Here is a 14,032-nt window from a genome sequence, read left to right on the forward strand (position 1 = left end):
TCGTAGAGGCGGCCGGTTTGCGTCCGGTAGGGAAATTGCTCCGGCCGGATGAAATTGCGGCGGCGGATCTCCTCGACGGGCAGGCCGAGATCGTGGGCGCAGGCATCGACCAGTTTTTCCAGCAGGAAGGCTGCTTCCGGCCGGCCGGCACCGCGATAGGCATCGACCGGGCAGGTGTTGGTGTAGAGGCCGGTCACCGAGACGTCGAGCGCCTGGATATCGTAGACACCGGTCGACATGGTGACGCCGATATAGGGGATGAACGGACCATATTGCGAGATATAGGCGCCGATGTTGGCGAGCAGGTCCACCTTCATGCCGAGAAAGCGGCCGTCCTTGTCCAGTGCCATCTCGGCCGTGACGAAATTGTCGCGGCCTTGCGCGTCGGTCTGAAAGTGTTCCGTGCGGTCGCCGGCCCACTTCACCGGGCGGCCAAGCCGCTTCGCCGCTTCCAGCACCAGCGGATATTCGCGGTAGACGAAGCTCTTGGGCCCGAAACCACCGCCGACATCAGGTGTGATGACGCGCAACTGGCCCTTCTTGATCTTGAACACGCTGGCCAGGATGTACTGCATGGAGTGCACGCCTTGCGACCCGGTGGTCAGCACGAAGCGCTTCTCCTCGACGTTCCATTCGCCGATCGCGGAGCGCGGCTCCATGTAGTTGCAGACCAGCCGGTTGTTGACGAACTCGATGCGGGTGACGTGTGCGGCCTTGGCGAAAGCCGCTTCGGTCTTTTTCCTGTCGCCCATGTGGTAGCTGAAGGCGCGGTTGGAACCGAGCTCCGGCCAGACCAGCGGCGTGCCTTCGGCAAGTGCATTTGCGGTCCCGGAAGCCGCGTCTTCGCCGTCATAGTCGACATCGATCAATTCAGCGGCATCCTGCGCCAAGGCACGGCTGTCGGCGACGACGAAGGCAACGGCATCGCCGACATAGTTGACGCGGTCGCGGCACAGGATCGGGATGTCGCGCGTCGGCGCCTTGGTGCCGTCCGGCTGTTCCTGCATGACGCCGGATTTCAGATCGCCGAGATGGGCAAGGTCCTTGCCGGTCAGTACCAGATGGACGCCAGGTGCGGCCTTCGCCGCCTCGGTCGAACCGATGGTGAAGCTGGCCTTGGCGACCGGCGAACGCAGGAGATAGCCATGCAGGACGCCAGCCGGCTGGATGTCGTCGGTATAACGGCCCTGGCCCTGGATGAAGGCGGCATCCTCGCGCCGCAGCACGGATGCGCCCATGCCGAATTTCGGTGTGACGACGGTCATGGATGCCTCGTGATGATGACAGGAGAACGAACGCCTGAAATAGGCATTGCCTCAGTTTTGTCGAGGGGCCGTTTCGTGTAAAGAGCGCGGACTTCAAATTTCTTGGACCAGCGGACACAATCCGCCGCCAACGCAATCGACAGGAAAACCCACGGAATGCGCACGGACACCGGCCAGGTCTTCAAGCTCGAAGACTATCGCCCCAACGACTACCTCATTCCGCAAACCGACCTCACCTTCCGCCTTTCGCCAGACGCAACGCGTGTCACCGCCGTGCTCACGATAGAGCGCCGTGACGGCGTCTCCGCATCGGCTCCGTTGGTGCTCGACGGCGACGGGCTTACGCTCAAGCACATCGAGATCGACGGCAAGAAGGTAAAACCGGCGGATCTGCTGGCGACGCCCGACCAGTTGACCATCCTCAAGCCACCGGTGGCGCGGCGCTTCCAGTTGCTCATCGAGACCGAGGTGGCGCCGGCGGGCAACGAAGCCCTGATGGGCCTCTACCGCTCGAGCCACGTCTACTGCACGCAATGCGAAGCCGAGGGCTTTCGCCGCATCACCTATTTCCTCGACCGTCCCGATATCCTGTCCGTCTACACGGTGCGCATGGAGGCAATGCGCGACGAGGCGCCGCTGCTCCTGTCCAACGGCAACCCGCTCGAAAAGGGCGACCTCGGCGACGGCTGGCATTATGCAGTGTGGCACGACCCTTTCCCCAAGCCGTCCTATCTGTTCGCATTGGTGGCCGGCAATCTCGGCCGGCTCGCGGACAGTTTCGTCACCCTGTCCGGCCGCACGGTCGAGCTCGGCATCTATGTCGAGCCCGGCAAGGAGACGCTGGCCGGCTATGCGATGGACGCCCTGAAGCGGTCGATGAAATGGGACGAGGAGGCGTTCGGCCGCGAATACGATCTCGACGTCTTCAACATCGTCGCCGTGTCGGACTTCAACATGGGCGCGATGGAGAACAAGGGCCTCAACATCTTCAACGACAAATATGTGCTGGCCGACCGGGAGACCGCGACGGACGCCGATTTCGCCAATATCGAGGCGATCATAGCGCATGAGTATTTCCACAATTGGACAGGCAACAGAATCACTTGCCGCGACTGGTTCCAGCTCTGCCTGAAGGAAGGCCTGACGGTTTTCCGCGACCACGAATTCTCCGCCGACCAGCGCTCGCGCGCGGTCAAGCGTATTGCCGAGGTGCGGACCTTGCGCGCCCACCAGTTTCCAGAGGACCAGGGCCCACTGGCGCATCCGGTGCGGCCGCGCCGCTACCGCGAGATCAACAATTTCTACACCGCGACGGTCTACGAGAAGGGCTCCGAAGTGGTGCGCATGATCCGCACAATTCTCGGTGCCGACGTGTTTCGCGCCGGCATGGACCTCTATTTCGAGCGGCACGACGGTGACGCGGCGACGATCGAGGATTTCATCAAGGTGTTCGAGGATGCGTCCGGCCGCGACCTGTCGCAGTTCGCGCTCTGGTATCATCAGGCGGGAACGCCGAACCTGACGATCAGTTCGACGCACAATCCGGCCGCGCAGGAGTTCACGCTCGAAATCGAGCAGTCGGTGCCGCCGACACCCTCCGAAAGCCGCAAGCGGCTGATGCACATCCCGCTCGCTTTCGGGCTGATCGGCGCCGGCGGCAAGCCTGTGCCGTATAGTAGCGTCGAGGGCGCCAGCGTCGAGGACGGCGTCATCCATATCCGCAAGCGTCGCCACATGGTGCGGTTTTCAGGCGTCACCGAGCGCCCGGCCGTGTCGCTCAACCGCGGCTTTTCGGCGCCGGTGACATTGTCCGTCGAGCAGAAAGCCGACGACCAGTTCTTCCTCGCCCGCCACGACGGCGACGCCTTCTCGCGCTGGCAGGCTTTCAACACATTGTTGACCGATGCGCTGATATCAGCGTTCCGCGAGATCCTCGGCGGCAAGCAGCCGGCCTTTGCGCCGCGGCTGATCGAACTCGCCGGCAGCATTGCCGGCGACGAGACGCTGGAGCCGGCCTATCGGGCATTGGCGCTGGCCCTGCCCGGCGAAGCCGACATTGCCCGCGACATCGGCAGGAACATCGACCCCGATGCCATCTATGCGGCTCGCGAGGCACTGGCGCTGGCGATCGGCACTGCGAACCGGGACGTTTTTTCGGGCCTCTACCTCAGCCTTGCCGACAGAGAAGCGTTCAGCCCCGACGCGGCAAGCGCCGGGCGACGCGCCTTGCGCAACACCCTGCTGGATTATCTGTCGCTGCAGCCGGGCGGAGCGGAACTCGCTGCCGGGCATTTCCAGTCCGCGACCAACATGACCGACCGCGCGGCAGCACTTGCCGTGCTCGCGCATCGTCACCACGGTTCGCCCGAGGCGGTCGAGGCGCTGGCGGCTTTCGAGACGACCTACGGGTCCGACCCGCTGATCATGGACAAATGGTTCCAGATCCAGGCCAGCGTACCGGGGCCGCAAACCGTCGACACCGTGAAGGCCTTGACCAACCACCCGGCCTTCTCGATGGGCAATCCGAACCGGGTGCGCTCGCTGATCGGCACCTTCTCCAGCGCCAATCAGACCGGCTTCCACCGGGCCGACGGCGAAGGCTACTGGTTCTTTGCTCAAACCGTCCTCGAGGTTGAAAAGCGCAACCCGCAAGTGGCGGCAAGGCTGGCGACGGCGCTCAGATCCTGGCGTTCGCTCGAACCCTTGCGGCAGGCGAAGGCCAGGGAAGCGCTGCTCTCGATCGCCGGCGCCGAAAACCTGTCGGCGGATCTGCGGGATATTGTCGAGCGCACGCTGGCTTAGCCGCTCTCTTCCTTCTCCCCTTGTGGCAGAAGGGAGATCCGTGCACGCCGCCAAGCTGGTGAATTTCAACCAGGACCTGCCAGCAGCGGCTTCCGTTAGGCGCTGCGCCAGCGAAAGCCCATTATTTTAGTCGATTTTTAATCTTTTTTCGCCGGACCACTGGACAAGGCGAATCACCTTTGATTCTTTACTGACGATTCGGAAGTGCGGCGTTTGCCGGATCACCAAGCAGCATAGGCAAATTCGGGGAGTGCCATTTATGGCGAAGGCGGACGCGTGGGGCGCGCCCGGAGGGACGGTTTTTGCGCATCGTGAGACGCGCGGCGACGGTCTTGCCGGGAATACGCGACTCATCGCCGAACCGGCCTACCGGCGGCTTCTGGCCGCCGAGCCGCTGCTGCGCCGATCAATACCCGTCCTCATCATCACCTTCCTGATCGTCATCGCGGCGCTGCGCGTGCTGTCGCTGATGAACGAGCGCGACGATGTCGAGCGCAATGCCAAGGCGATCCTGACGCTGGCGGCGGGCCAGCTGGCCAGTTCGCTCGCCACCACCTCGGAAACGGTGCCCGGCGCCATACAGGATCTGCTGGAGACCACCAGCCGTCAGGGCGCGATGGGCCGCAGCCATGTGCTTGTCATCACCGACAGCGCTTTCAAGATCGTCGCGGTGACGCCACGCTCGATGCCATGGCAGGGCCATTCTCTGGACGGCCTCGTCGAGGGCGGCCAGCCCTTGTTCATGTTCGGCGATCGTGCGGGCGTCATGGACGTCAACATCGACGGACGGGATTGGTACGCCGCGGTCAGCCTGGCGAATGGCGGAAAGGGTGCATCGGCGGCCCTGGTGCCACAGGACGCGGTTTTCGATGCCTGGCGCAAGACCGTTTCGCTGAACGTCACCCTGTTCGTGCTGACGGCCGGTGTGCTGATCGTCATCCTCTATGCCTATTTCGGCCAGGCGGCACGTGCGCAGGCGGCCGACCGCATCTACCTCGAAGCGCATCAGCGCATCGACATGGCGCTGGTTCGCGGCCGCTGCGGCCTGTGGGACTGGGACATGGTGCGCGGCAAGATGTACTGGTCGCGCTCGATGTACGACATGCTCGGCTACAAGCCTTGCGAAACGATGCTGTCCTTCGGCGAGGTCGATCAGATCATCCATCCCGAGGACGGCGACCTGTTCGAGCTCGCCAACAGAATCGTCGCTCGCGAGATCGATCACATCGATCAGGTGTTCCGCATGCGCCATGCCGATGGCCAATGGGTCTGGATGCGCGCGCGGGCACAGGTCATCGATCCGGAAGCGCCGGAGATCCAGCTGATCGGCATCGCCGTCGACGTCACCGAACAGCGTCATCTGGCGCTGCGTTCCGAGGCTGCCGACCTTCGCCTCAGAACGGCGATCGAGAACATCAACGAATCCTTCGTGCTGTGGGATTCGACGCAGCACCTGATCATGTGCAATTCCAAATACCAGCAGGACAACGGGCTTTCGGACCGCGACGTGATGCCGGGCACCGCGCGCGCGGCTCTGGAAGAACGCATGCTGGCCTTTGCTTCCGAAAGGCGGCTTGCCCACACCAGCGGCCTGCAGGGCGGCGCCACTTTCGAGCGGCAGTTGGCCGATGGCCGCTGGCTGCAGGTCAACGAACTGAAGACCCGGGACGGCGGCATCGTCTCGGTCGGTTCCGACATCACCCAGATCAAGCTGCACCAGGAGAAGCTGGTCGACAGTGAGCGACGGCTGATGGCAACGATCCATGATCTCAGCCTCGCGCGGCGGGCCGAAGAGGAGCGTTCGCGCGAACTGGTCGACCTCAACCGCAAATACATGAAGGAAACCGAACGGGCCGAAGCGGCGAACCGGGCCAAATCCGAATTCCTGGCCAACATGTCGCATGAGTTGCGCACGCCGCTGAACGCCATCATCGGCTTCTCCGAACTGATGGAACAAGGGCTGTTCGGCCCGCTCGGATCGGAGCGCTACGAGGAATATGCCACCGACATCAACAGCAGCGGCAAGTACCTGCTGGGCGTCATCAACGATATTCTCGACATGTCCAAGATCGAGGCCGGCCAGTTCTCTCTGGACCGGGAAGAGATCGACCTCGGCCCGCTGATCAGCGAAACCGTACGCGTCGTTTCGCTGCAGGCGGCGCAAAAGGCCATCTCCGTGGAAACGCGCATTGCCGATGCGCTGACGCTGGTCGCCGATCGCCGTGCGATCAAGCAGATCGTCATCAACCTTTTGTCCAATGCGGTGAAGTTCACCGGCCACGGCGGCCACATATCGGTCAGGGCCCGCAACACATCCGGCGCGCTGGTGCTGACGATCGAGGACAATGGCTGCGGCATCCCCAAGGAGGCGCTCGGAAAGCTCGGACGGCCGTTCGAACAGGTGCAGAACCAGTTCTCCAAGAGCCATGCCGGGTCCGGCCTTGGCCTTGCCATCTCACGTTCGCTGGCCGAGCTTCAGGGCGGCGCGCTGAAGATCCGGTCGAGCGAAGGTGTCGGCACTATCGTGTCGGTGCGCATTCCGGTGAAGAAGAGCGTGCTGGCCGTCAAGGTTGCAGCGTGAAGTTTTTATCACCATCCCAGGCCTGATCCACCTCGTGGACGCGAGGTGAAACGCTTTGACAAAGTTATCTATTTTATCTATTTTGGATAAAAAAGAAAGGCCTTGTCATGCGAGTGACTTCAACGGAATTCCAGCAGAATGTCGGGCGTTTTCAGGATGCTGCCCAGCGTGCGCCGGTCGCAATCACAAAGAATGGCCGGACCCACACGGTACTCCTGTCGGCGGCGATGTTCGAGGTCTTGGTCAAGGGACGGGTCGCCCGTCCTGTGGAAGAGCTGGACGACGAGACGCTTAACGCCATCGCCGAAAGCGCCGTATCGAGCGAATATGCCGGGCTTGATGCAATGCTCAAAGACTGGACACCGTGAGCCTGCCCAAACCTATCCCGGGTCTGGTGATTTCCTATTCTTACCTCTGGGTGAGAGAACACGAAAAGGGTGCCGAAGAAGGTCGCAAAAACCGATCATGCGCCATTGTCGCCGCGCGGTCGTGGAGGGCCGTGAAGTCATAACGGTCGTTCCGGTCACACACTCGCCACCAGCAGATCCTGCCGATGCAGTAGAAATACCTGCGCCCCTCAAAGCCTATCTCGGCCTCGATGACACGCCATCATGGATCGTCGTCACCGAAACCAATCATTTCCTCTGGCCGGGTCCCGATCTCAGGCCTATCGCGGGGAGCAAACCGTCCCGATTCGACTATGGCATGCTGCCGCCGCGTTTCTATGCCTATCTGCGCGACCGGATTTTGCAGTCTCACGCAAGCCGGGCGCTGCAGCAGATTCGGCGAACAGAGTAGCTGCATGAGACTGGAGGACCACGAAACGTCCCCGATTCCAAGGGACGATCGCTTCCCGGTCATCCCGCACGAAGCAAAAGGTCGAAATCCTTCCTGACCTTCTGCGACGTCTCCTTGAGGTGTGCTTCGAGCACACCGAAATCCGGCAGGTCGGTCACCGCCAGAAGCAGATCCGAAAGCCCCGGCGGAACGTCGTCGCGCTCGAAGGCTCCGGTAAGGCACAGCCGCGTCATCTGGGTCAGCGCCAGATAGAGCGCATAGGCGTCGAAAAGCTCCTGCCTCGCCCCGGCATTGGCGAAGCCCGGTGACAGGCGCGAAAGGATTTCGGCGGTACCGGTAACGCGCGGCCCGGCGCCTACCTGCCCGGTGATGACAGCGACTTGGGCGATGAATTCGAGATCGATCAGGCCGCCGGGGATCAGCTTGATGTCCCACAGGTCGCGCGGCGGCTTTTCCTTCTCGATCATAGCCCGCATCTCCGAGGCCTCGGCCATCACCTTTGCGGCGTCGCGCGGCTGACCAAGCACCGCCGCCACTTCCGCTTCAACCTCACTGCACAGGCTGGCGTCGCCAGCTATGGCGCGCGCGCGTGCCAACGCCATGTGCTCCCAGGTCCAGGCTTCCTGGCGCTGGTATTTCTTGAAGGCATCGATATGGGTCGCCACAGGACCCTTGTTGCCTGATGGCCGCAGGCGCAGGTCGAGTTCGTAGAGCACGCCCTCCGCCGTCGGCGCCGACACAGCTGCGATCAGCCGCTGCGTCATGCGGGTGTAGTAATGCGAAGGCGCCAGCGGCTTGTCGCCATCGGACTCCTCGGCGTCCGGCGCGTGGTCGTAAAGCAGGATCAGGTCGACATCCGATCCGGCGGTCAGCTCGCGGCTGCCGAGCTTGCCCATGCCGAGCAGCGCAACCACGCCGCCGGCAATGGTGCCGTGGCGCGCCGCGAATTCGGCCGTCACCGCCTGCAACGCAGCCTCGATGGTGAGATCCGCCAGATCGGAGAAGGCGCGGCCGGCGCGCGCCGGATCGATCGAGCCGGCGAGCAGCCGGACGCCGATCAGGAATTTCTGCTCGGAAGCAAAAATGCGCAGCCGGTCGAGCACGTCCTCATAAAGCCGGTCGCCCTCGACAAAGGCGGAAAGCCGTGCCGACAGATAGGCGCGGTCCGGTAGCTCCGTCAGCAAGGCCGGGTCGAGCAGACCATCGAAGACATGCGGCCGGCGGGTGATGATCGCCGCCAGCCGGGGCGCCGCACCCATGATCGTTGCCAGGAGCTTGAGCAGGGCCGGATTGGACTGCAGCAGGGAAAACAGCTGGATGCCGGCCGGCAGGCCGGCGAGAAATTCGTCGAAGCGCATCAGCGCTTCGTCGGCCCGGCGCGTCTGGCCGAAGGAGCGCAGCAGCGCCGGCGTCAATTCCGTCAGCCGCTCGCGCGCCTCCGCCGACTGGGTGACGCGATAGCGACCGAAATGCCAGCCTCGGATGACGCGGCAGATGTCGCTTGGCCGCTGGAAGCCGAGGCCGTGCAAGGTCTGCAGCGTATCGGGATCGTCGACATCGCCGGTGAAGACGAGATTGCCGATGCCTGTCGACAGTTCGGGTGCTGTTTCGAACAGTGCCGCGTAGTGGCGTTCGACCTGCTGCAACGAGGCGCGAAACGCCTGGGAAAAGGCAGAAGCATCGGCAAAGGCGAGCATGCGGGCGATGCGCTCCAAGCCTTCATCATCTTCCGGCAGCGTGTGGGTCTGCTCGTCGGCAACCATCTGCACGGCATGTTCGACGCGGCGCAGGAACCAGTACTGGCGGGCGAGCGCATCGCGCGCCTCGGTGGTGATCCAGCCGCGTGTCGCAAGCTCGCCGAGCATCGGCACGGTCTCGCGGCCACGCAGTTCAGGGAAGCGTCCGCCGGCGATAAGCTGCTGGGTCTGGACGAAGAACTCGATCTCGCGAATGCCGCCGCGGCCGAGCTTGACGTTGTGGCCCTTGACCGCGATCTCACCATGGCCCTTGTGGGCGTGGATCTGACGCTTGATCGAATGGACGTCGGCAATCGCCGCGTAATCCATGTATTTGCGCCAGATATAGGGCTGAAGCTCCTTGAGGAAGGTAGCGCCCGCGGCCAGATCGCCAGCCACCGGACGTGCCTTGATCATGGCGGCGCGCTCCCAGTTCTGGCCGCGCGCCTCATAGTAGCGCAGTGCCGCCTCAACCGGGATCGCCAGCGGTGTCGAACCGGGGTCGGGGCGCAGCCTCAGATCGGTGCGGAAGACATATCCGTGCTCGGTGCGGTCCTGCAGGATGCGAACCAGGCGGCGCGTCAGCCGCGAAAACAATTCGGTGGCGTCGAGCGGGTCGACGACCGCCGGTGCTTCCGGATCGAAGAAAACCACCAGATCGATGTCCGAGGAAAAATTCAGCTCATGTGCCCCGAGCTTGCCCATGCCGAGCAGGATCCAACCCGACTGTTTCGACGGGTTGTCGACATCCGGCAGTTTGAGTTTGCCCTGGCCGTGCGCGTCGCGCAGCAGGAAGTCGACGGCGGCACGGGTACAGGCGTCAGCGAGGTCGCTCAACCGCCGGACCGTCAGCGCCGTTTCGGCCTCGCCGGCAAGATCGGCCAGCGCGATGAGGAAATGCGCCTCCGCCTTCCACTGGCGCAGCTCCATCATCAGGCCGGATTCCGAAAGGGTCTCCGCCAAATGCGCCAGGTCTATGGCGGCGCCGATCGCTTTCAGCCGAGCCTCGATTGTCTGCTCGAACAGCCCGTCCAGGATTTGCGGCCGGCGACGTGCCGTATCGCGCAGGAACGGCGACAGATCGAAGACGGCGGCGAGGAAATCCTGGCCCTCCCCTTTGCCGGCCAGAAACTTGGCCAGCCGCGTCAGCCCTTCTTCGCGTGCGGCGGACGCGATCTCGGCCAGTTCCAGCCGCGCACGGTCCTCGTCCAGCGGAACAAGCCTGGCCGCCGGCTTCAGCAGCCAATCTTTCGCTCTCGCAGTCGTGCTCATCAGTGATCCTCCCGAACCGGGAAACTCATGACCACGGATAGTCCAGGATTGCCAGGCAAGAGTTCAAGCCGGCCATTGTGGAATGTCATGACCGCCTTGGCGAGGCTGAGGCCAAGACCGGAACCCGGTTGCGAACGGCTCTTCTCCAGCCGCACGAAACGTTCCGTGGCACGCGCGCGGTCGCCATCGTCGGGAATGCCGTGGCCATTGTCGGCAACCGACAGGCGAACGTCCGCACCGGTTCGCTCGAGCGTGACGCGCACCGCCGGCTGGGCATTGGCGCCGGTGGAATATTTGATGGCGTTGTCGACGATGTTCGACAGCGCCTGACCGATCAGTTCGCGGTTGCCGTTGACGGACACCGCCTCGTGCGCGTCTGCTTCCAGCGACACGCCCGCCTCTTCCGCCACCGGCTCATAGAGCTCGACGACATCGCGTACGGCTTCCGCAAGATCGACGCGGTTCGTATTTTCAGACGAGTAGCCAGCCTCCAGCCGGGAGATCATCAGGATGGCGTTGAAGGTTTTTATCAACTGGTCCGACTCGGCGATGGTGCCTTCCAGCGCCTGCCGGTAGTCGGTGGGCTTTTGCTTGCCCGAAAGCGTCGCTTCGGCCCGGTTGCGCAGCCGGGTCAGCGGCGTCTTCAGATCATGCGCGATGTTGTCGGAAACCTGCTTCAAGCCTTCGTTCAGCGTGGCGATCCTGGCCAGCATGGCATTGAGATTTTCGGAGAGCCGGTCGAACTCGTCGCCAACCCCCGTCACCGGCAGCCTGCCCGACAGATCGCCGCCCATGATGCGACGGCTGGCTTCCGACACGCTGTCGATGCGCTTCAGCGCAGCGCGGCCGACAAAAAACCAGATCAGCAATCCGCCCAGCCCCATCATGCCGAGCGCCAGCATCAGCGCACGGCGGATGACGGCACGAAACCGTTCCGGCTCGCCAAGGTCGCGGCCGACCAGCATGATCATCTGGTTCGGCAGCCGCAGCACCAGCGCAATGGCGTTGTGGCCTTTTTCGCCCTGCGCCTGCGCATCGTTCTGCTCGGATTGGGTGGTGGTACCCTGCTCGGCGGGAAGGTTGCGCAGGCGCTCGAGCTCTCCCTCGCCAAAGCGCTGATAAGAGAACGGACTGCTGGTCCAGCCTTCGGTTTCGAGAACGCCAGGTTCGAGGCTCTGCACGTTGCCGGTCAGGATCTGGCCGTTGGCGTCGGCGATCAGGTAAAGGTTTGCGCCGGGCTGGCGCGAGCGCGCTTCGACCACGCGGACCAGTACCGGCAGGCCACCGCGCTGATAGGCGCGGGCAAGGCCGAGCACTTCGTCATTGATGGTCTCCTGCGTCTGCGCGGTCAGCATTCGCGCCGACAGCGAGGTCATGTAGAAGACGAGCGCCACCGCGCAGAGCGCGAAGAGCAGGAAGTAGAGCGCCGAAAGCCGCGCTGCCGTCGTCTTCATGATGGCGGGCACGGAAAGAGCCATGCCGCAGCTAACCACTCTTCAGCATATAGCCGGCGCCGCGAACCGTATGCAGGATGGGCTTGTCGAAGCCCTTCTCTATCTTGCCGCGCAGCCGGGAGACATGGACGTCGATGACATTGGTCTGCGGATCGAAATGGTAGTCCCAGACATTTTCCAGCAGCATGGTGCGCGTCACCACCTGGCCGGCATGCCGCATCAGATATTCGAGCAAGCGGAACTCACGCGGCTGCAGCGTTATCTCGCGTGACGCACGGCGGACCGAATGCGACAGCCTGTCGAGTTCGAGATCGCCGACGCGGTAGACGGTTTCCGCTTCCTTGGCACTGGCGCGCCGGTTCAGCACCTCGACGCGGGCGAGAAGCTCGGAGAAGGCATAGGGCTTTGTCAGGTAATCGTCGCCGCCGGCGCGCAAACCCGTGACCCGGTCATCGACCTCGCCGAGCGCCGACAGGATCAGCACCGGCGTCGTGTTGCCCCTGGACCTGAGACCGGCAATGACCGACAGGCCGTCGCGACGCGGCATCATCCGGTCGATCACCATCACGTCGTAGTCGCCGGCGTCGGCGAGCGCAAAGCCGGTTTCGCCGTCACCGGCGACATGCGCGGTGTGACCGGCCTCGGCAAAGGCTTTCTGCAAGTAATCCGCAGCCTCGCGATCGTCTTCTATGACGAGAATCTTCATAGGGCTGTTATACGCGATTTCGCCGGAAGGTTGAGTGGCAGACATCTGCATTGTGGCCTTTGCCAAAGCGCATCGCGACCGAGATCGCTCGAAGCAGTGCGCGATAAAGCTGCTCGCTGCCGATGTCGTTGGCATCGGATCGTTGAAGCGCTTTTGAAATTGTGCGGCAGCGGGCGATGGGAAGCCCGCTGCCGCCGGGGGAAGGCGCGATGACTGACTAACGCGCGCTCCTCCATGCTTTCCCGTACGGCGGCTCGGGGGTGTTGAACCGGCGCACTGGAAAAGTCCAACTTGCCGCCGGAACGCCCTCACCCGTCTCGGAAGGCCGAGAGAACGCTCCGGAGCCGACCTCAGCCCTTGGCGACGGGCAGCGCGACGAAACGATTGGTGTCGTCGCGGGTGATCTGCATCAGCACTGCCTTGCGGCCGGATTTGACCGCTTCGGTCATCGCCTTGGTGACGTCGTCGGTGCCGTTCACTTCGGTCGAATTGACCGATGTGATGACGTCGCCCGGCTGGATGCCGCGATCGGCAGCATCGCTGTCGGGATCGACGTCGGTCACCACCAGCCCCTTGCCGTTTTCGGACTTGGTGACGGTCAGGCCGAGATCGGCCAGCGTGTCGGGCTTTGCCGGAGCGGCAGGCTGCGACTGGTCGACAGAGGCCTGCTTGTCGCTCGAGGGCAGTTTGCCGAGATCGACCTTGACCGTCTGGCTCTTGCCGTCGCGCCACACGGTGACGTCAACCGATTTGCCAGGCGAGTAGGCGCCGATCAGCCGTGCCAGTTCCTTCGGCGAAGCGACGTCCTTGCCGTTGACCTGGGTGATCACGTCACCGGCCGTGATGCCCGCCTTCTTGCCGGGACCATCGTCCTGGGCACTGGAAACCAGTGCGCCGTTGTTGGACTTCAGACCAAGCGACTCAGCGATGTCGGAGGTGACCGGCTGGATTTCGACACCGAGCCAGCCGCGCTGAACGGAACCGCTCTTCATCAGGTCCTGAACGACCTGCTTGGCGGTCGAAGCGGGAATGTCGAAGGCGATGCCGACGCTGCCGCCGGACGGCGAGAAGATCGCGGTGTTGATGCCGACGACCTGGCCGTTGAGGTTGAAGGTCGGGCCGCCAGAATTGCCGCGGTTGACCGATGCGTCGATCTGGATGAAGTCGTCATAAGGGCCAGCGCCGATGTCGCGGCCGCGGGCGGAGACGATGCCGGCGGTGACGGTGCCACCAAGGCCGAACGGATTGCCGACGGCCACCACCCAGTCGCCGACGCGAACCTTGGAGTCATCGGCGAAGTCGACATAGGTAAACTTGCCGACGCCATCGACCTTGAGCACGGCGAGATCGGTGCGCGGGTCGGTGCCGATCAGCTTGGCGTCGAGTTCCTTGCCGTCATTCATCACCACGGTGAAGGC

Annotated in this window: 9 protein-coding genes; 4 read left to right on the top strand and 5 right to left on the bottom strand. The window is 63.4% G+C overall.

Annotated features, from left to right (window positions below; genetic code table 11):
* Window positions 1–1,265 (bottom strand): xanthine dehydrogenase family protein molybdopterin-binding subunit (locus ENZ74_RS06275; RefSeq protein ID WP_164760958.1); only part of this gene is annotated, 1,265 nt, incomplete at its 3' end.
* A 156-nt stretch (window positions 1,266–1,421) separates the two neighbouring features.
* Here ENZ74_RS06275 and pepN point away from each other — a divergent pair.
* From pepN to ENZ74_RS06295, 4 genes are all read left to right on the top strand, one after another.
* On the top strand, window positions 1,422–4,067 hold the full coding sequence (gene pepN / locus ENZ74_RS06280; protein WP_063167698.1) for an aminopeptidase N: 2,646 nt from the start codon (window positions 1,422–1,424) through the stop codon (window positions 4,065–4,067).
* Window positions 4,068–4,326: 259 nt separating this feature from the next.
* Window positions 4,327–6,648: a PAS domain-containing sensor histidine kinase gene (locus ENZ74_RS06285; protein ID WP_013532627.1), complete on the top strand. Its 2,322-nt coding sequence runs from the start codon at window positions 4,327–4,329 to the stop codon at window positions 6,646–6,648.
* 107 nt (window positions 6,649–6,755) lie between these two features.
* Complete coding sequence (locus ENZ74_RS06290) at window positions 6,756–7,016, top strand: type II toxin-antitoxin system prevent-host-death family antitoxin (RefSeq protein ID WP_013532628.1); 261 nt, start codon at window positions 6,756–6,758, stop codon at window positions 7,014–7,016.
* Window positions 7,017–7,113: 97 nt separating this feature from the next.
* Window positions 7,114–7,446, top strand: coding sequence for a hypothetical protein (locus ENZ74_RS06295; RefSeq protein WP_244514280.1), 333 nt, complete (start codon window positions 7,114–7,116; stop codon window positions 7,444–7,446).
* Between the two features lie 59 nt (window positions 7,447–7,505).
* Here ENZ74_RS06295 and ENZ74_RS06300 read toward each other — a convergent pair whose 3' ends face one another.
* The 4 genes from ENZ74_RS06300 to ENZ74_RS06315 all read right to left on the bottom strand — a co-directional run.
* Entirely contained in the window at window positions 7,506–10,454 is a 2,949-nt protein-coding gene (locus ENZ74_RS06300; RefSeq protein WP_013532629.1) for a bifunctional [glutamine synthetase] adenylyltransferase/[glutamine synthetase]-adenylyl-L-tyrosine phosphorylase, read from the bottom strand.
* Entirely contained in the window at window positions 10,454–11,932 is a 1,479-nt protein-coding gene (locus ENZ74_RS06305) for a HAMP domain-containing sensor histidine kinase (protein ID WP_013532630.1), read from the bottom strand. Before ENZ74_RS06305 ends, ENZ74_RS06300 begins: the two co-directional genes overlap by 1 nt.
* 7 nt (window positions 11,933–11,939) lie before the next feature.
* Window positions 11,940–12,614 (bottom strand): response regulator transcription factor, encoded by a 675-nt coding sequence (locus ENZ74_RS06310; protein ID WP_023812818.1) that lies wholly within the window; start codon window positions 12,612–12,614, stop codon window positions 11,940–11,942.
* A gap of 350 nt (window positions 12,615–12,964) precedes the next feature.
* Window positions 12,965–14,032: PDZ domain-containing protein (locus ENZ74_RS06315; RefSeq protein ID WP_127312697.1), on the bottom strand; the 1,068-nt coding region annotated here is incomplete at its 5' end.

The sequence above is a fragment of the Mesorhizobium sp. M7A.F.Ca.CA.002.15.2.1 genome (genome assembly GCF_003998715.1).
GTDB classification, from domain to species: Bacteria; Pseudomonadota; Alphaproteobacteria; order Rhizobiales; family Rhizobiaceae; genus Mesorhizobium; species Mesorhizobium ciceri.

Coding starts and splice junctions, on each gene's coding strand:
- pepN (WP_063167698.1), top strand. CDS start 1,422: ATGCGCACGGACACCGGCCAGGTCTTCAAGCTCGAAGACTATCGCCCC.
- ENZ74_RS06285 (WP_013532627.1), top strand. CDS start 4,327: ATGGCGAAGGCGGACGCGTGGGGCGCGCCCGGAGGGACGGTTTTTGCG.
- ENZ74_RS06290 (WP_013532628.1), top strand. CDS start 6,756: ATGCGAGTGACTTCAACGGAATTCCAGCAGAATGTCGGGCGTTTTCAG.
- ENZ74_RS06295 (WP_244514280.1), top strand. CDS start 7,114: ATGCGCCATTGTCGCCGCGCGGTCGTGGAGGGCCGTGAAGTCATAACG.
- ENZ74_RS06300 (WP_013532629.1), bottom strand. CDS start 10,454: ATGAGCACGACTGCGAGAGCGAAAGATTGGCTGCTGAAGCCGGCGGCC.
- ENZ74_RS06305 (WP_013532630.1), bottom strand. CDS start 11,932: ATGGCTCTTTCCGTGCCCGCCATCATGAAGACGACGGCAGCGCGGCTT.
- ENZ74_RS06310 (WP_023812818.1), bottom strand. CDS start 12,614: ATGAAGATTCTCGTCATAGAAGACGATCGCGAGGCTGCGGATTACTTG.